The 17,770-nt window shown below is 39.5% G+C and carries 13 protein-coding genes; 9 read left to right on the top strand and 4 right to left on the bottom strand.

The annotated features are described in order from the left end of the window. The first annotated feature begins 249 nt into the window (after positions 1 to 249). From NM125_RS11815 to NM125_RS11775, 9 genes are all read left to right on the top strand, one after another. Positions 250 to 2,883, top strand: a complete 2,634-nt coding sequence (locus tag NM125_RS11815) for a T9SS type A sorting domain-containing protein (protein ID WP_255135138.1) — start codon at positions 250 to 252, stop codon at positions 2,881 to 2,883. Positions 2,884 to 3,015: 132 nt separating this feature from the next. Beyond that, positions 3,016 to 3,945 (top strand): hypothetical protein, encoded by a 930-nt coding sequence (locus NM125_RS11810; protein ID WP_255135137.1) that lies wholly within the window; start codon positions 3,016 to 3,018, stop codon positions 3,943 to 3,945. Positions 3,946 to 3,956: 11 nt separating this feature from the next. Then, positions 3,957 to 4,187: a hypothetical protein gene (locus NM125_RS11805; protein ID WP_255135136.1), complete on the top strand. Its 231-nt coding sequence runs from the start codon at positions 3,957 to 3,959 to the stop codon at positions 4,185 to 4,187. 107 nt (positions 4,188 to 4,294) lie between these two features. Continuing rightward, positions 4,295 to 5,335: a hypothetical protein gene (locus tag NM125_RS11800; RefSeq protein WP_255135135.1), complete on the top strand. Its 1,041-nt coding sequence runs from the start codon at positions 4,295 to 4,297 to the stop codon at positions 5,333 to 5,335. A 56-nt stretch (positions 5,336 to 5,391) separates the two neighbouring features. Further along, positions 5,392 to 6,507 (top strand): outer membrane protein assembly factor BamB family protein, encoded by a 1,116-nt coding sequence (locus NM125_RS11795; protein ID WP_255135134.1) that lies wholly within the window; start codon positions 5,392 to 5,394, stop codon positions 6,505 to 6,507. Then, positions 6,504 to 6,863, top strand: coding sequence for a hypothetical protein (locus NM125_RS11790; protein ID WP_255135133.1), 360 nt, complete (start codon positions 6,504 to 6,506; stop codon positions 6,861 to 6,863). Before NM125_RS11795 ends, NM125_RS11790 begins: the two co-directional genes overlap by 4 nt. 56 nt (positions 6,864 to 6,919) lie before the next feature. Further along, positions 6,920 to 8,038 (top strand): outer membrane protein assembly factor BamB family protein, encoded by a 1,119-nt coding sequence (locus tag NM125_RS11785; RefSeq protein WP_255135132.1) that lies wholly within the window; start codon positions 6,920 to 6,922, stop codon positions 8,036 to 8,038. Positions 8,039 to 8,086: 48 nt separating this feature from the next. Beyond that, positions 8,087 to 9,211 (top strand): outer membrane protein assembly factor BamB family protein, encoded by a 1,125-nt coding sequence (locus tag NM125_RS11780; protein WP_255135131.1) that lies wholly within the window; start codon positions 8,087 to 8,089, stop codon positions 9,209 to 9,211. A 1-nt stretch (position 9,212) separates the two neighbouring features. After that, positions 9,213 to 9,884, top strand: coding sequence for a hypothetical protein (locus NM125_RS11775; RefSeq protein ID WP_255135130.1), 672 nt, complete (start codon positions 9,213 to 9,215; stop codon positions 9,882 to 9,884). Between the two features lie 253 nt (positions 9,885 to 10,137). Here NM125_RS11775 and NM125_RS11770 read toward each other — a convergent pair whose 3' ends face one another. The 4 genes from NM125_RS11770 to NM125_RS11755 form a co-directional block, all read right to left on the bottom strand. Beyond that, the gene (locus NM125_RS11770; RefSeq protein ID WP_255135129.1) at positions 10,138 to 11,487 is read right to left on the bottom strand and encodes a RagB/SusD family nutrient uptake outer membrane protein; all 1,350 of its coding nucleotides are present in this window, start codon (positions 11,485 to 11,487) and stop codon (positions 10,138 to 10,140) included. 47 nt (positions 11,488 to 11,534) lie between these two features. Continuing rightward, positions 11,535 to 14,522, bottom strand: a complete 2,988-nt coding sequence (locus tag NM125_RS11765; protein ID WP_255135128.1) for a SusC/RagA family TonB-linked outer membrane protein — start codon at positions 14,520 to 14,522, stop codon at positions 11,535 to 11,537. Between the two features lie 152 nt (positions 14,523 to 14,674). Continuing rightward, entirely contained in the window at positions 14,675 to 16,114 is a 1,440-nt protein-coding gene (locus NM125_RS11760; protein ID WP_255135127.1) for a GWxTD domain-containing protein, read from the bottom strand. Positions 16,115 to 16,148: 34 nt separating this feature from the next. Further along, a complete protein-coding gene (locus tag NM125_RS11755; RefSeq protein WP_255135126.1) occupies positions 16,149 to 17,579 on the bottom strand; it encodes a GWxTD domain-containing protein in 1,431 nt (476 codons plus the stop codon). Positions 17,580 to 17,770: the final 191 nt, after the last annotated feature.

Raw genomic sequence — 17,770 nt, 5'->3', positions numbered from 1 at the left:
AAAGATGTGAGGTCGAAAAGATAGTATACATTTAGCAAAAATGCCGAAAAAGGAATGAGAAAAACTCACTTTCCTTCAATAGCAGGTATCGTTTTTATGCTTATGCGTTTAGGAGTTTTAAACGGGAAATAAAAAAATTTCAAAATAAGTGTAACAAATGAGAAGCAGGTTCCTCTTGGGTACAATGGGGTAAGTAAAAATAGTTTTTTAGGGGTCTTACCTGTACACCACAATTAGTTGGTCAGAGAAATGGGGAAGAGAAGGAAGCATATAATAGGGCTTATTGTAATCGTTTCTCTTCATATTACTTTAAAAATAAATGTTGTTGCACAAGCGGTAGATTTTAAGGGTAATGTGAAAGAGGTAAGGCATGACTATGGCCACACTGATTTTAACAAAGTAGAAATCACATCTAAGTTTATTGCTGATAGTTACTATCAAGATATTAGGAGTAAGTTTTATAGGGCAAAGCAAAAGCTTACCAAGCAAAAGAGCAGAAGATATACATATGGAATTGGTGAGGAGAAAAGCTTTTTCGTTCGGGACTTATTATCGTTATCGGGTCAAAAATGGTATTCAGAGATCTTTGTTAAGACCTATAATAGAAATGGGATTAGTTTATGGATAGAGAAGTCTGCGAATGATGCGCTTAGCAAATCAAACGATTTGGAAAAAATCCTCAATGGCTTTGATTCCTATTTGCATGAAGGAACACCAAGACTTTCAGTTGATTCTTCAAAAGGCATAATAGAGATATTAGAGGAATACGTGGGAGAGTTCCCTAATGTTGACGGTGACGGAGAGTTGGATGTACTGTTACTGGATATACATGACGAATTCCAACAGACAGGTAGTTATGTAGCCGGGTTTTTTGATCCGGTTAATTTATTCGAGTTTGAATACTCGAATTTTAGGGACATCGTATATTTAGACCTGTTTCCAACTCTATTGTATGACGGTGAAATTTATTTAGAAAGGGCATTATCAACATTTGCACATGAGAGCCAACATCTAATACATGCAGGGTATGAAGGAAATACTCCTGAATTGGTATTTGTAAATGAAGGGTATTCGGAAGCAGTTGAAATCATTTGTGGATTTGAACCAAGATCAACGGACGCCTTTCAAAAAAGTCCCTACAGAAAGCTTACAAGTTGGAACTATGATAACCCGTTACCAGATTACTCAAGGGCATCTTTATGGACGCATTATCTGATTGAACAATTAGGAGCTCTAAGCCTGAAGGAGTTTGTTCAGAACCAAGAAGTAGGAATCAAAGGGTACCAAAGTGTAATAGAAGCTGAGTCTGAACTTGTATTTGAGGAAGTATTTCAAAATTGGGGGTTAGCATTACTTCTTAATGACAATAATCAAAACCCGACGCTTGGTTATAAACATGAGTTAAGACAAAATCAGTTTTTAGAAACTGCAATCAAATTTCAAACTTTGCCAGGTGTATTAAGTGGTCAATTGCCTCAATTAGTGAACTTACCATTACACTATTCATTAGCTAAAAAACTTGATTTTAGTACCGGACAAGAATTTCAGAATAATGTATGGCTTAGTTCAATTTCCAGTTACCCCGGAACAGATGAGAAAGAGGTTAAGAAACTCAGATCATCTTCTATTAAGGTTGAATCCACGGATGCTGAATTTGGTAGTATAGATATCATTGTTTCTAATTTTGGAGAGGAACAATCTTCTGATATTTCATCTTTTAGTCTTCTCGGGGATGGCTCACTTTCTGGAATAGAACTGCAATGGAGTTATGGAGACTTCACTCCTGATATATTTTTCCAAAACGCTTCTTATTTGATGTTGGATGGTATTAATGAAAAGCTTGCTGTAATCATCCCGCCGGAAGAATCTACTTATTGGCTTAAACAGATAAAGCTTTGGACACTATTTAAATCGGAGCTTGAAGGGTCAGGAGTTGATGGAGACACAGAGAGGGATTTTGAAATACTCATTTACAATGTAAAAGGAGATAAGCCAGACAAGCCAATAACAAAGCCTGTAAACATTGAGGTTAAGAGAGAGGCAGGTAGATTGGTTGAAGAGGCTTTCTCCTTTTTTGAGCTTTATGATGATTTATCTGATGTACAGGATACACTTATGGTCATTCTCAGTAATGATTCAGATGATGAGAATTTTATAGCATTTGGTCTTGACCGTGGAAATGAAAATGCCACTTTTTATTCTAAAGAATCTGACCTCCAATATGGATGGGAGTCATTATCAAATCATGAGATCGGTGGAAAATCTCTAAACAATTGGAACCCGGCAATTGAAGTGGGAGTGGTTCTCCCTGAAGTAAAGATTCAAGAGATTTCCTCTATTAATGACGTTGAGTATAGCTTTGATAATGTAAAGATATACGTACAACCAGTATTTCATTTTGATACGACCTCAATTAAAATGGTTGCCCATATGCCAGATGGAAGCTTTAGAGCAGGAGACCTAACAGCTCTAACAACGGATGAAGCAGTATTTGAATTTCCGGTTATGGTCGATGGCCAGTACACCTTTATAAATAGTTATAAATCTCAGGACGGTAAAACTACATATCGGGATGAGATGGAATGGAGTATAGATATCCCAAATGGGTTTATTCTGGGTAATAACTATCCTAACCCATTTAACCCAACTACCAATGTTCCTTTTACTCTGATTGAGAAAGCAATCGTGGGCTGGGAAGTGACTGATGTATTGGGAAGGAAAGTGAAGAGTGTGCCTTTAAGGGTATTTGAGGCAGGAAGTCATTCTCAGAAAATTACTCTGAATGGTCTGGCTAGCGGAGTATACTTTGTTCAGGCTGTATTAAAAAGAGAGAGAAGCAATGTGACTAAAAAATTCACAGGAAGAATGATGCTTATTAAATGAATTTAAAAATAAACAAAGAGCATATGGAATAATCCATAAATAATAGTGAGGGGCGGGATTGGACCCCACCCCTCACCGTAAACAAAAACTCCATCAATTACTTGATGGAATTAACTGCAAAGCAAAAATACAATGAAAACACATCTAAACTCAACTAAACAGTTACGAATGTTGGTGGTGCTGTTCGTGACAAGTATTGTACTTACGTATGCATGTAAGCAGGTTAATAGTCCTTTTGAGGAAGCCTCTCAGCAGGGACAAACAATTGAAGGATTGAATATTAACGTTAAATATGCGGAAGTCTATGATCAAACCGAGATCACCTATTCCAGGTTATGGCCACAAGGAATAAGTGCAGGGCTGAACAAGAGTCAATCTAATGGCGGTGAATTACTTGTCGACTATGAGAAGACAAGAGAAATAATAGCCTACGATGAAGAAGGTTACATGACATCGATTACCGAGTTTCTTGAAGGAGACGGGGAGATGAATATGCCGGAGGAGGCATACAATCAGCATAAAGCTACTATGCCGGCGAAGTCGGCTGATCACGATCCTGTGGTGAAAACTGAAGTGAAAGATGGAAAGGTTAGATCATATACCAAATCTGGAAAACTGAAATATGAAAGCACTTATGATCCAGAAGAATTCTGGGTCGATCCTGCTTCTTTAGAATTATTGGTATCCGCAACAACTGATACCTCAGATGTTGAACAATCCATTCAAAGTAACATAGAGAGCCTTGCCAATGATGGTATTTCATTTAGTATAGTGGATGAATTTTATGCAAAGTATAACATAAAATCACCTGTTGAGGCTCAAGAAAATGGTTTAGCTGCATACCAGCTTCTAATGGACCTGCGAAATGGAAATATTATTGGGTCAGCAATTCTAAGGTCCGATGGAGAATATGAGTCTGTGTCTTTTAATATGTATAAAAATGTGGGTAACACCCAGATGTTGGCGTATTCAGAGAAGTATGACTATGGAGTGATAAACGGTAAATGGGGCATAACCCAGCGAACCGTTATGCATAGAGAGAATATAAAAGTAATTAAATAAGTGGGGATATCATGAAATATTTAAACACCATATTAATACTCGTACTTAGCCTCTTGGCTTTGGAAAATGTTTATGCCCAAAAGAAAATTGGGGTATTTATTCATGGATTTCAGGGAAGTTCAGAGAAGTGGACGGATGTGAGTGAAGTGCCAGAAAACTGGGAAGGCGAAATCATAGATGGCTTTGCTGCAGTAGATTATGAAACGCCAGAGCTAAAAGATGAATATTCCCTCCTGAATTAAAATCTGCAGGGTTCAATATTGTTGCAGTAGTTTCTATAGGTGGCCCTTCGCAGGGTGCTCCAGCTACAGAAGTCAGTCCTGATGATGTCAGGGAGAGATTCCAAACTATGGAAGACACATTTAGAAAAGCTTTGAAGCATACAAGACCATATATAGATATAGGTGTAATGGTATATGACCTTTTTGGTGGTAACAATTTTGGCTCTCAAATTGATGCCATACCATTCTATTTAGAGACTGCTAAAGACTCAGCTTTCGGTTATGCTACCGTTGTTGAGCAAGAGAACGCTGAAGCACTTATTGGTCGAGATGGTTCTGAGATTGTCAAGATCAACAAATACTCTCAGAATGATTTAGCTAATCATCCACCTAATTATCTTTCCATCATAGGTGCTGAAAAAGACAAAGCACCAATTCGTATGGCAGGACAAATATTTGAAGGAGATGATGAACTAAAGGATGAAGATGGTATGCTCAAAAAAGTTGATTTGTTAAACAATCAATATGTGAAGCGGCATGTTAATAGTTATGATCGCTTACTAAATCGTTATGAAACAATATATAGTGCCTGTAAGATTAGATACTTTTATAATTTGAGCAAGTGTAAAGAATCCAAATCTGATGTAATTGATGCAAAGTATAGAAAAGGCTTGTGGAAAGATGCGAAAAGGGAAATCGACGATCTTGGTAAAACCTGGTCTGAAATTATAAAATCTACCAGAAGGATAAGTCATACAGTTCGGATCTTTATTCCGCCATGCAGCGATGGTGGAGGGAGATTTCCAGGCCAATTTAGTACTCGATCATTTGATGATGACTGCTCACAAAACCCAGAAGGTGAGTTTCGAAATACAACTTACTACCAATATATAGCAGATAAGAACGATGGGGTCGTAAATATTCACAATGCATTGTGGCATTCAAATGACACTTTTGATGATCTCAATAATATCTACATGAAGGATGTACACTTAAATGCTGATGGATTAGATCAGGGTGGATATAACCACTTTGAATTACGTAACTATGCAAGGCAATATAAGTTGAAAGAAAATGGTCTTGTTGTATTCAAAGCCGGAGACCCAAATCCTGCAATGGACGAGGTGAGAGACTGGATAATTGATAGATTTGGAAGTTCATCGAATTAATAAAACAATAATTTAGGCAAGAGTGATTCACTCTTGCCTCATTCTAATCAAAAATTATGAAAGCTTTAGAATTAGTAATTATCCTCTTCTTCATAAGTTCTTGTTTTGGAGAAAATCCAGCTAAGATTGAAGAGAAGGATGTGGAATTAAAAATCCTGTGGGAAAAAGATACAAATATTATTGACTCTCCTTCGGCTCAACCGCTGATAATTGATGATTCGGTAATAGTTTTTACTGGAGAGGTAAGTATAAGAGCAGTAAGAGTTTCAGATGGAGAAATGAAATGGTCAGGCGAAGTTGATGGTGAAAATGCATTAAATACAAAAGTATTGCTGTACACAGATGATAGAATTGTATCTGCCCATAAGAATAAAGTGTTAGGATGGGACGTGAGAATAGGCGAAAAAATCTTAGAGATTAATAAACAAGATCAGGTATCTGTTTTTTCACGTGGAAGGAATTCAGTCGTTGACAATGGCTTTGCACTTATTGGCGACACTTTAGATGCTTATATTTTTGATTCGTCAGGAAAAACACGGTTTAACATAGATGTTGATTTTGGTTCGTTGGCCTTGGGTTATGCAAATAAAAATGTTTATTTAGGACAATCAAAGACAATTAATGGTGCTCTTACTTTAGGTAAGCTAAGAGCATTTGATTCCCAATCTGGAGATAGCTTATGGGTTTATACAACAGAGAATGGGGGTTTTAATGAATCAATTTTTATAGAAGACAAAATTCTGTTTGCCAGTACCTTTGGCAATTCTCCAAAAAATGAAGCTGTGGCGTTAGATGCGGAAACTGGAGAGCTGATTTGGCGCTTTGAGTCCGATTATATTTTTACTCGCAATTCTGCTTTAGGCCCGCTGCATTATTATGTAAATACGGGTGGCTCACTGGCCGCATTAGATAAACAGACCGGTCAACTCAAATGGAGGGAGGAATGGCTGGGGACAGCTTCCACTAAGCCTGTATACTTGGAAGGGTATGTCTATTTTACAGATTACTCCGAAATTAAGGTCATAAATGATGAAACAGGTGAAGTAGTACACCGTGAGCCTACCCCGGATGGAACTGCTATCTGGCATGTAGCGGCTTCCTCCAATAAGATCTTTGCACAAACCAGCCGGCAGCTTATTGCCTACGAGCCGTGGCATTTAAGGAGTGATTGAGTGAAAAATTTCCCGGACAATTCAACATTCAGTCATTTGTTGAAGATTGTTCTCAAAATCCTGATGGGGAGATTCGCTATGTAACCCAAGAAGTTAAGTTGCCTGACAAGAGTGATTGGGTAGTAAATATAAATAGTGTTGTTTGGAGTGAGGGAGATAATCTTGAAAGTACTCATAATTTTTATATGAATGACACTGACGAGGATGGAGGCTACAACCATTTTGAACTTCGTAATTATGATAGAGCTTATACCCTAAAAAGAAGTGATGGCAGTATTGTTTTTGCGAAGGGTAGTGAAAACCCAGCAATGAAAAGAACGGAAACTTGGCTTTCTGATTTACTTCGCAACTTTTAATTATTAACCAAAATAGCCAGAATAGATATCTATTCTGGCTATAAATTTTTCGAACTATGAAACTCAGAAATTGTATTTCAAAAATAGTCCTAATTATGGTAATGATTTCATGTAAAAATAGTACTGGAAATATCGAAAAAGAACAGGGATTGAGCACACTTTGGATTCATGAATATGAAATAATCGATGCTCCTTCAGCTGTACCAAAAGTTGTTAAAGATAGATTTTTAATATACACAGGGGCAATTGGTCTAAAAATGTTAGATATATCCACAGGAAGATTATTATGGGAAAATGAAGCTCCAAAAGAACGGGCTTCGAATACTGTTTCTATTCTTTCAGATGAGAATAGAATTCTATCAGCTGAATGGAGAGAATTCAAAGCTTGGGATGTAAATACAGGTGAAAAGATTTTTTCAATAGGTGCAGAGGATGATATTGTATTATTTGATAGGGGTCGAAATAAAGTTACGGATTACGGTTATGCTTTAGTTGGAGACACCTTAGACGTATACGTACTGAATAAGGATGGTGGAATTGAATTTACAATAGATATTCCATTTGTAACAAATGGAGTGGGATATGAAGGTAATAGGCTTTATTTGGGACAATTTAAAACGATTACAGGCGCTTTAACTAGAGGTAAAATTGTTTGTTATAATGCACAAACTGGAGACAGCCTATGGTCTTTTGAAACAGATCAGGGAGGTTTTACCTGGGTAGCACCTATTTTAGAAAACGGTATGCTATATGCTAGCACTAATGGTAACTCTCCAGGTGAAATAGCTATTGCTTTAAATGCAGAAACCGGGGAAGAAATTTGGCGACAGACTCAAGAGGTATACACATTTAACTCTGCTCTGGGTCCAGACTATTATTATGTAAATACAAGTGGCAGCCTGGCGGCATTAGATAAAGAAACTGGTAATATTGATTGGAGGGTAGAATGGGAGGGAAGTGACTTCAATAAGCCGATATACTTAGAAGGTTTTGTATATCATGTTCGTGACAAGGAAATGTTAGTAATAAATGATAATACTGGAAAGGTTGTACATAAGGAATCTGTCCCGGATGGCACCTACTTTTGGCATGTAGCCGCTTCAACGGATAAGATTTTTGCCCAAACCAGCCGTCAACTGATCGCCTACCAACCCTGGCACTTAAGAGAAGATTGAGGTGTATAAAAAAATAATTCCTATTTGAGAGAGGTTAATTTTACGGCTATGAAATATTTAAAATTCGTTTTCCTGATATTTTTTACTCAATCTTGTTTTACAACGAGTGATAAACCCAAGAATGAAGATCCTGTCCTTCCTCAATTATGGGAATATTCCTATGAACATGTTGATGCACCTAACCACCCTCCATTAGTAACGAATAATGGAATGGTTGTAATGAGTGGTGATGCTCATATTACAGCATTATCGGTTGAGAATGGAACTTTGATTTGGCAAAAAGAAGACTTTGGGGTGTATTTATTGGCGGGGGCTAAACTTTTAGAGAATGAGAATCAGCTTTTTACAAATCACTTTGATGAGTTAATTGCTTGGAACAAAAGTACTGGAGATCGTTTATGGACAGTACCGATAGATTCTCCTTTGACGGTTTTCAAGATTGGCACACATGCTATATTTAATAATGGCTATGCCATTGTCGGTTTGGGCAGTCAATTGTACACAGTTAATGTAAATGGAGGTGTTGAATACATAAAAAATCTGGGAATGCCGGTAGCACATGTTGGAAGCAATAGTCAGAAATTATTTGCAGGGCAAGCTAAAACAGTACACGGGGGGCTTAGCTTCGGCCGCATAACTTCTTTAGACGCTAATACCGGCGACAGCCTGTGGGCCTATAATACGGAGAATAGTGGATTTGTTTATGCTGCTCCTATCGTAGAAGATGGAGTAGTATATGCTGGGGCTGCCGGTAATTCTCCCCGGAATGTATTTGTGGCTTTGGATGCCAAAACAGGGGCGATCATTTGGGAATTTATTACCGATGACTCAGGCAAATGGACCCGGAATTTTACTATTGGCCCTAAGCATCTGTTTTTCGCAGGAGATGCGAGACTTTTTGCATTGGATAAAAGTACTGGCGAGTTAGCTTGGGAATATAGCTGGGAGGGTTCTGCCTTTGTACAACAGGAGTATCTGGAAGGCTATGTCTATCATTCCGACCATGGGAGTATTTTTGTTCTGGACGTCGAAACTGGGGACTTGGTACACGAGCAACAAGGACCGGAAGGCGGGGGTTACATCTGGCACCTGACTGTTTCTGAGAATAAACTATTAGTTCAAACCAGCTCCAAACTGGTAGCCTACCAGCCGTGGCACCTAAGGGAGGATTGATATGTATAAAATAATAGCTATTTCATTCTTCAGCTCAGTATTGCTGTTTTCAACCCCTGGTATTATTCAAGCACAGGATAATACTCCTACAGGTTACTATGCCTCTGTTCATGGAGCATATGATGTGATGGCAAATAATAACCTGGGATTAATTGCGGATGGATTTTTCACATTTCACCTGCAAGGAACGGTTCTGACAGGTATTGATGTAGGGAAATATAAGGGTAAGGATAATTATCACATCTCTATTTATAGGGGGTTTATGCACCCGTATTACAACATCAACGGTCCTGACAAAGAACCTGCAGATAAAGCAGTGGAAATTCAGAAGCTATATTCCCTCGGTTTAACATATCGAAAGCAGGCCACGCGCGTAAAGAAAACCAAACGAATAAAAGTAAATGTCGGCGGTCGTGTTACGGTGAAGGTTGACCGTTATTCGGGAATACAAGCCAGACAAAACGCTGATGATAGTTGGCAACGCCCAACTTATACATTTGATGACTTTAAGATGTTAACACCGGGGTTGGAAGTGGCTCCATATCTGGAAGTCGGAAAACAGACTCCAGGGGAAAAGGGGCTATTTCTGAATTGGGAGTATTTATATTTCCGAGTGGGATATCAACATGTGGCTTTGGGAGTTCAGAAGGTTTCTATTGTACTCAAGTTTTGAAAAAGGGTTTTTTAGATTTGAAAGATCAGGAGCAAGCCGATAGTCTGCTGATCAAAAAAAAGTACCTTCTAAGTATATGAGAAATCAGGAAAAGCAATATTAGCTTACCCTCACTTTTCTAAACCGGGGTTATACAGGGCAGGAAGAAGTTGGAAGTGAATACTAATTGCACTGACAGATAAAGAAGATATAGATCAAAAAAAAAGCCCTCACCGAAGTGAGGGCTTTAAAGAAATGTAAACTAATTTAACTATTAGTTGTTTCCTTGATAACCTGTGTTTTGAACCATGCTTGAGTTCGCATCCATCTCAACTTGTGGGATTGGGAATGCTGAACGGAAGTCAGGATAAACCAGTGTTTGAAATCCTCCCGGATCTTCATCAGGAGCAATGTCTTGTTCGTCTCTCATCTGGGTATGGAAGTAGTCTCCTTCTCCAAGTAGTTCAAGACGTCTTTCAAGAAGTACATCAGCTAATGAAGCTGTACCAACATAAGGTGATACCGGGTAACGGTTATCAGCTAATTGGTTCAAGGTAGTCGCAATTTCAAGACCTGTGGCGTTGTTGCGAGCCTGAGCTTCGGCTTTGTTCAGAATAACTTCTTCTATACGAAGCATACGGATGTTATCATCACCGTTGATTTCGTCAGGATATTTTCCAACTAAACGGTACTGGTTGTCTCCGCTTACATCTTCTACAGCTACTAAACCAAATCGGTAGTCATCTGTAGCATAGAGGTCATACGTCGCCTGATTCATCTCAACATCACCGTAGTTGGTGTTTTGATAGATTCGGGCAATACTGTTATTACCAGCATTATTCGTTGGTGTATAACCGAGCTCAAAAATACTATTTGATGACTCATCAGTAGCCCAGGCAGCTGCGAGTGCAGTTGAATCTGCTGGAATAGTAAATGGTCCGTTGTCAATTACATCATCTGCTGCTGCAATTGCACCTGGGTAATCACCAGTAGTTAATAATACTCGTGATTGCAGGGCTTTAATTGCCCAGTAAGTAGGTACAGTAACATCACCGGCAATAGATGGATCAATCAGATCTTCTGCGGTTTCGAGGTCACTGATTACAGCATCATAGACTTCTTGAACAGTTGCTCTTGCAGGAAGCAGGTTTCCTTCATTATAAGTAGTAATGATAGGAACACCGGCGGTACCGCCAGCGTGCTGCTGCCCGAAAGTACGTACAAGGTCAAAGTGTAACAGGGCACGTAAGAAGTAGGCCTGTCCTTTGATGTGATCTACTTCAGGAGATGACTCAAGCTCAGCATTGATTGCAATGTTTGCATTGGCAATGGCTTCATAAGGAGTATCCCAGAAGCTTAGAGCATAACCATTATTAGTTGTATAAACATGCTGGCTTGGAGCTCCAAATCGGTTAGAAGCGGAAGAACTCCACATGTTATCAGATCTCACTTCGTTAGCAACGATCCAGTCACGACCGTACAGGTCGGTTCCATTCATATCATCAAGTGCTCCGTAAACCATGGCTTGCAGGTCATCGGGAGTGTTGATTGCGTCGGCAGTTTCTTTTGCTTGATCTACAGAAGGTGTAAGAAAATCGTTACATCCTGTAAACAAAACTGCCACAAAAAGTATTGTTAATAATTTATTCAAAATATTCATTATGGTAGTTTTTAAAAGTTAGCTTTGATACCAAAAGTCAGGGACTTTAATGGCGCCGCGTTTAGATCTAAGAATCCATCAGCTCTAACTTCAGGATCAAATTCTAATAAATCGTCAAAGGTATGAGTCCATAGGTTTTGGCCTAAGAAATATACCGTAGCTGATTTAAGACCGATCTGCTGTAAAGCTCTTGAGGGGATGTTGTACCCAACATTAAGATTTCTCAGTCGGAGGTAATCTCCGTCATAGAGGAATCGTGAAGAGGTAGCAGCAGTAAGTCTTGCATTACCAGAAGTTGGGCGAGGGTTTAACGCCTCATCACCCGGTTGTTGCCATCGGTCGTACTGAGAGGCATACTGGTTGTACAAGAATGTGAAACGGCCGTCAGAAGAATTAATAAACGCCCATGTGTCATAAACTTTGTTTCCAAAGCTGTAATACAGATCAGCACTTACATAGAAGTTCTTAACATCTACGCGGGTATTAACCCCACCAAAAGTAGTTGGTTGTGCGTTGGCACCTTGAGAGAAGGCTTCAGCTGAATTGTAATCGTTGGTAGTAGCTGACTTGGTTCCGTCGGTGTACCATAGAGGATCACCATTAGCAGGATCTACACCGGCCCATCCACGCATGTACCATGAATCTACGGCAAACCCTTCAACAGCTCTGTATCTGGTGCTGGTAGTAATTTCGATGTCTTCGCCATTGGCATCAGCTGGCAACTTGGTAACTTCATTTTCAAGTAAAGTCAGGTTACCACCAATATTCCATGCAAAGTCTCTTGTTCTTACAACATCAACGTTAGCTTCAATCTCTAAACCTTGGTTGTATAATTCACCAATGTTCTGAGTTTGGCTGTTGTGACCCGTCGTACGTGAAAGAGGTACGTTAAATAGCAGGTCATAACTGTTCTTTCTGAAGTAGGTTACAGAACCTGATACTTTGTCAACTAATTCAAATTCCAGACCTAAGTCATAAGAATTGGCTTTCTCCCAAGACAACTTGTTATTACCAAGGTTGTCTGTTTGGATAGCTGGGCTACCGTAATAAGAACCTTCGTAGTTAACGGTTGCCTGGTAGTTATTAAGACCTACCGCTGAGTTACCAGTCAGTCCGTAAGAAGCTCTTACTTTCAGGAAGTCAATAAAGCCTAAATCCTGGATGAAGTCTTCCTCACTTAACACATAAGCAAGTCCAATAGAGTAGAAAGTACCCCATCGGTAGTCTTCACCAAATCGGGAGTTTCCTTCATAACGGATGCTACCATCTGCAAAGATCTTGTCTGACCAACCATAATTCACAAGACCTGTGAACGAGGCTACAGCCCAGTCGCTTGACTCAGAAAATGCAGCAACAGGGTTTGCTGTTGTAGCAAGGTTAATGAGTCCCGGTGCGGCAATACCTTCACCTGAACCACCAACTTCGTATCGGCTATTCTTCTGAATTTCAGAGAATAGCTTAAATACGAAAGAGTTATCTACGTTAGGCGTGAAATTGTAGGTAATGTTATTCTGGAATACATAGTTAAAGTTACGTAACCAGTAGTCATCAACACGACCGCTTTCATCGTCAGAATCACCGTAAAAGATGTTGTTGTAGTTTTTCTCTTCACTTACCAGGTAATCGATAGCAAACTTAGAACCGAACTTAAGGTTCTCAAGAATTTGAATATCAATCTGAGTGTTATTCAGAATTCTGGCTGTTCTGTTTCTGTCAATATCGTTCTCTTGAGTGTAAAGAGGATTGTAAATAGCGTTTGACAGATTATCGATATTGTAAGAACCATCAGGGCTTCTAACAGGATCGATAGGGAGCATGAAATACTTAGCCAGAACCGGGCTACCGAAGTAACCAGCACCTTCAAGAATACCATCTTGCTCAACAAAAGAACCGGTTGTACGGTTGTTAATTCTTACTCTTTCATCCAATCGGTGAGTAATGTCGAATTTACCGGTTGCACGGTTAATTTCTGTACCAACAGTGGTACCTTCCTGGTCAAAAATACTACCGGAAGCATAGAAGTTGGTTACGTCGTTACCACCACGTGCAGAAAGAGAATACTCTTGCTGAAGCGCGTTTTCGTTGGTTGCAGCTTTTTCCCAATTGCTATTGGTTTGGCCGTCCCAAGGAGAAGCAGCTCCATATGCTTGCTGGTAAATTTCATCCCATTGCTCAGCATTAAGTGGGTCTGGTCCATTTACAGCTTTGTTGTTGTAACCACGCTGGGCAGAAACAGAATAGGTTGTACTTCCTCTGCGGCCTTCTTTGGTGGTGATAACAATTACACCGTTAGTACCTCGGGCACCATAAGGAGCAGTAGAAGCAGCATCTTTCAATACTGTGATAGATTCGATGTCGGAGCTGTTAAGCGTAGACAGGAATCCAAGACTACTGGTAGCGCCGTTTGTACTGATGTTTCCGGAAATAACGGGCACACCATCAATTACAAATAGTGGGTCTGTTCCGGCGTTAATAGAACTGATTCCGCGAATTCGGATGTCTTGTACAGCACCTGGAGTACCAGAACTTGCTGTAATTTGAACACCGGCTGCTTTCCCTTGAAGCGCACCGTCAATAGAAGCAACAGGTACGTTTTCAAGTTGATCAGAACTTACGGAAGAAACAGTACCGGAGAAAGAGGCTCGGTCGATAGTACCAAAACCTGTTACCACAACCTCATCCAGACCCACGAGGTCTACACTTAGTTGAGCGTCCAGAGTTACCGTTCCGGATCCGACTTGTACTTCAGAAGTAAAAGATTCGTATCCAACGTAAGAAATGTTAATAGTATATGTGCCGGCAGGTACACTGCTGATAGTGTACATACCATCAATGTCTGTTTGGGCACCTTTTTGAATAGATTCAATATATACGGTTGCACCAATGAGGGCTTCACCAGTTTCAGCATCGGTGACTTCACCTGTAATTGTCCCGGTTTGCGCATACGCACAAACAGACAAAAACATGGCGAATGCCATGAATAGTAGCTTTTTAAACATAGTAGCTTTGATTTTAGTTATAGGATAGATACAAAGTGAAACGATCGATTACTCAATCTAAACACCTTAATATCAATTAAAACTCAATATCAAAAGATTGGGTATTAAAAACAAAACAGAAATTACTGAAATGTTAACTCTCTATAACCTTATTATTGGCTTAGATATAGAATAGAACCGTCTCGCCAGGCTTGTATTTGGCGGTACTGCAAATTGAACAAATCTGAAGACCTTTTGAGTATGAAGTTCTCAAATGGAAACTTGGTGTTACCATAGCGCTTGTCCTCAAAAAAGATGCGTGGGGTTCGATTGCCACTGTCGAATTCATAGAACCAGGTCATTTCACCAAATCCACTGTCTATATACAAAGGTGGGCCAAATAAGATATAGATCATTCCGGGATCTGTTTTCCAACCTTCCTTAAAATTTGAAAATTGAATATTTGCCTGTTCAACTCGCTCATAATAGAGTTGAAGAATTCTTCTGGTCTTCGGTACATTTTTTATATTGCTAAGCCAGTATTCATCTATGGCTGATTTTAAGGAGTCTTCAGAACCGATTTTCAGGAGTTCGTTGTACTCATTTTCTCTCATTATATATATAAGGGGTTCAGCTAATTCTTTTGGCGATTTTAACGAGGGGAAGTTTTTGCTCTTTATAGAGAAGTCACGAACCTCAAAAAAGGTTTCTCCGGAGGAAGTCTCTACTTTTACTTCGAATCGGTAGTTTCCTTTGCTTAAGTCGGTAAAACTGTTCTCTATAGTAACACTTCCCATAGCCTCAAGCTTGCGTGCATTAGATTGAACAACATTTCTGTCTGTAAAATCCAGACCTTTATATTCTATACTCGATCTTCTTAAGGAGCGCTCACTCATAGACCGGGCAGGTTTTGTATCTGCTTCGAAGCGAATTAGTTTAGACTCTATATCCAGTAACTCACTTGCTTTGCCATTGGTGACCTGGAAAGTGAATTTGAGTGAGTCAAAGCCGGTGTTGACATTATATCTGTTTACTGCAAGAAAATTTTCCTCAGGGGAAGGCTTTTCATAGAACCGTACATTGCTGATAGACACAGATCTTGCATTCGGGTCAGGCACGTACAGATCATTACCTTTGGTAGTTTGCTTTCCGGAATGCAGGTCAGTAATTCCAACTTTAACATTATATTCACCCGGAGGCAGGTCATATTGGAAACGTCGGTAAATTGTATTCTGCTCGTAATACTTGGTATCCGGATCTTTTCCTAATAAAATCTGATACGTTTTACTTATTTCAGCGTTATCATTTTCTCTAATTATATCAAGGCTAATAGAGATACGGCTTACCAGGGAGTCACGCTGGTTTTTGAATATCAGGCTGTTTTCAAATATTGAGATATATACAAGGGCTTGGGTTTGGCCCGTTTCAGTTACATTGGATGAAGTAGTGACGGTAATGTACGGCAGCCCCAATTCAGGAACAGTATTATTGCCTATGTCAGCTTTCCCGGAATAGCTTGATGAACATGAAACAAAGACAGCGCAACACATCAAACAACCCAAAATACTCTTAAGTTGGTATCGAAAGGAGTTATGTGGGCTGGTTGAATTCATAATATGAGGATATGGGGCTTCAAAAATTCAAGAATTACAAGTTAGTAGTCAAAATACTTCCATTCAGCCAGCGGTTTATTTGCTGATATTGTACCTGGTGATAAAAGCCATTGCGCTGAAGCAGGTAGTTAAAGAAAGGATAATACTTTGATTTCAGTTTAGACTGATTAAACAGAAAGGTTTTTTCCGGATCGTTTTGGTTGTAGGAATAAGACCAAACCATTTGATCTGAAAAGCTATCGCTGTACCAGGGCGGGCCAAATAAAATATAGATCATCCCCGGGTCTGTTTTCCAGCCTTCCTTAAAATTAGAAAATTGCTTGTTGGCCTCCTCCACGCGTTCGTAATACATGGTGATGACATTCCGGGCCATATTGGAGTTCTGGATATTGGAGAGCCAAAACCGATCGATGGCTTTTTTCATTTTTTCCGGATCTTCAATGCCCATCAGTTTTTCATACTCTTTTTCCTCCATTAAATAGGCAAGAGGTCGAGCCAGCTCTTTGGCTGTTCTTAAAGAAGGGTAGTTGGGGCTCTTGATGCTGAAATCTCTGGCTTTATAAAGTTCATTCTCTTCCCCTTTGTTGGAAGTAACCTCGAGCCGGTAATTTCCCCGGTCAAGATTTACAAATTCAAATTCGATTAAAACGCTGCCGGTCTGGTTAAGCGTACGTGTTGAGGTTTGAATGACCTCATAATCATCATACTCGATACCCCGGTATTGTATGCTGGACGGCGAATAGTTATTGAAGTGCATGGGCCGTGCAATGGTGGTATCCGATTTGAACTTAAGAAGCCGTGATTCTATATCCAGAGGATCATCGGGCTTATTATTGGTAACCTGAAATACGAATTTCAAAGAATCTATCTTTGAAGGAATATCATAGGTGGTTGCCTGGTTAAAGCTTTCCTGTGAGCTATCCGTATTTTTGCCCAAAATCCTGATTTCCGTGATGTGGGAAATATTATCAGAAGGATCTGGGAGCTCGGTTTTACTGGTTCGCAGGGTGCTCTTGCCGGACTTTTGATCCGTTACCATGGTTTGAATTTCGTATGTGCCGGGAGAAACGGTGAATGACTCTTCAAACCGAAACACTTCCTGGTTGTTAATGATGCTTTGGTCTGCTCTTCTTACCGTTTGAACAAATTCTCTTCTTTTAGGAGGTTCATTTTTATCAGAGGTACTTCTGATCAGGATTTCTACCAGGATGCTCGCTTCAAATACACTGTCTTTTTGGGAATAGACCAGGCTGCCATACACAACATTTCCGGAAACAATGATTTTGGGAGTGTTTGATTCAGTGATCTGGCCGGAAGTTGCCAGCCTTAGCTCCGGCAAACCGGGCTGATAATTATAGCCCGATCCCCGGTCAATATCATCAACATATTGATTTGAACAACCCTGAAAAACCAAAAGTATAAGTAAGCTAAGAACAAAGGAGGTAATTCTATAGAAGCGAATCATGTGGTATTTACTCAGTTATAATTTTGTTCTAATCGGTAGAGACAATCCTGTAAAGGTGGTTGAAAAGTAATTACAAGGCATCATTTATCATAACCAATATCAGCCTGAATATATTTCATTCACAGTATATTTTTCCTAAGAGACTACAGAACAATGAGCTAATCATACATCATAATTATTGTTAGCCACTA

This window comes from Gracilimonas sediminicola (assembly GCF_024320785.1).
Lineage (GTDB): Bacteria > Bacteroidota > Rhodothermia > Balneolales > Balneolaceae > Gracilimonas > Gracilimonas sediminicola.
This window is presented reverse-complemented; position numbering and strand designations above follow the sequence as displayed.

Excerpts from the sequence above, each read along its gene's own strand:
- NM125_RS11815 (WP_255135138.1), top strand. The coding sequence starts at position 250 with ATGGGGAAGAGAAGGAAGCATATAATAGGGCTTATTGTAATCGTTTCT.
- NM125_RS11810 (WP_255135137.1), top strand. The coding sequence starts at position 3,016 with ATGAAAACACATCTAAACTCAACTAAACAGTTACGAATGTTGGTGGTG.
- NM125_RS11805 (WP_255135136.1), top strand. The coding sequence starts at position 3,957 with ATGAAATATTTAAACACCATATTAATACTCGTACTTAGCCTCTTGGCT.
- NM125_RS11800 (WP_255135135.1), top strand. The coding sequence starts at position 4,295 with ATGGAAGACACATTTAGAAAAGCTTTGAAGCATACAAGACCATATATA.
- NM125_RS11795 (WP_255135134.1), top strand. The coding sequence starts at position 5,392 with ATGAAAGCTTTAGAATTAGTAATTATCCTCTTCTTCATAAGTTCTTGT.
- NM125_RS11785 (WP_255135132.1), top strand. The coding sequence starts at position 6,920 with ATGAAACTCAGAAATTGTATTTCAAAAATAGTCCTAATTATGGTAATG.
- NM125_RS11780 (WP_255135131.1), top strand. The coding sequence starts at position 8,087 with ATGAAATATTTAAAATTCGTTTTCCTGATATTTTTTACTCAATCTTGT.
- NM125_RS11775 (WP_255135130.1), top strand. The coding sequence starts at position 9,213 with ATGTATAAAATAATAGCTATTTCATTCTTCAGCTCAGTATTGCTGTTT.
- NM125_RS11765 (WP_255135128.1), bottom strand. The coding sequence starts at position 14,522 with ATGTTTAAAAAGCTACTATTCATGGCATTCGCCATGTTTTTGTCTGTT.
- NM125_RS11760 (WP_255135127.1), bottom strand. The coding sequence starts at position 16,114 with ATGAATTCAACCAGCCCACATAACTCCTTTCGATACCAACTTAAGAGT.
- NM125_RS11755 (WP_255135126.1), bottom strand. The coding sequence starts at position 17,579 with ATGATTCGCTTCTATAGAATTACCTCCTTTGTTCTTAGCTTACTTATA.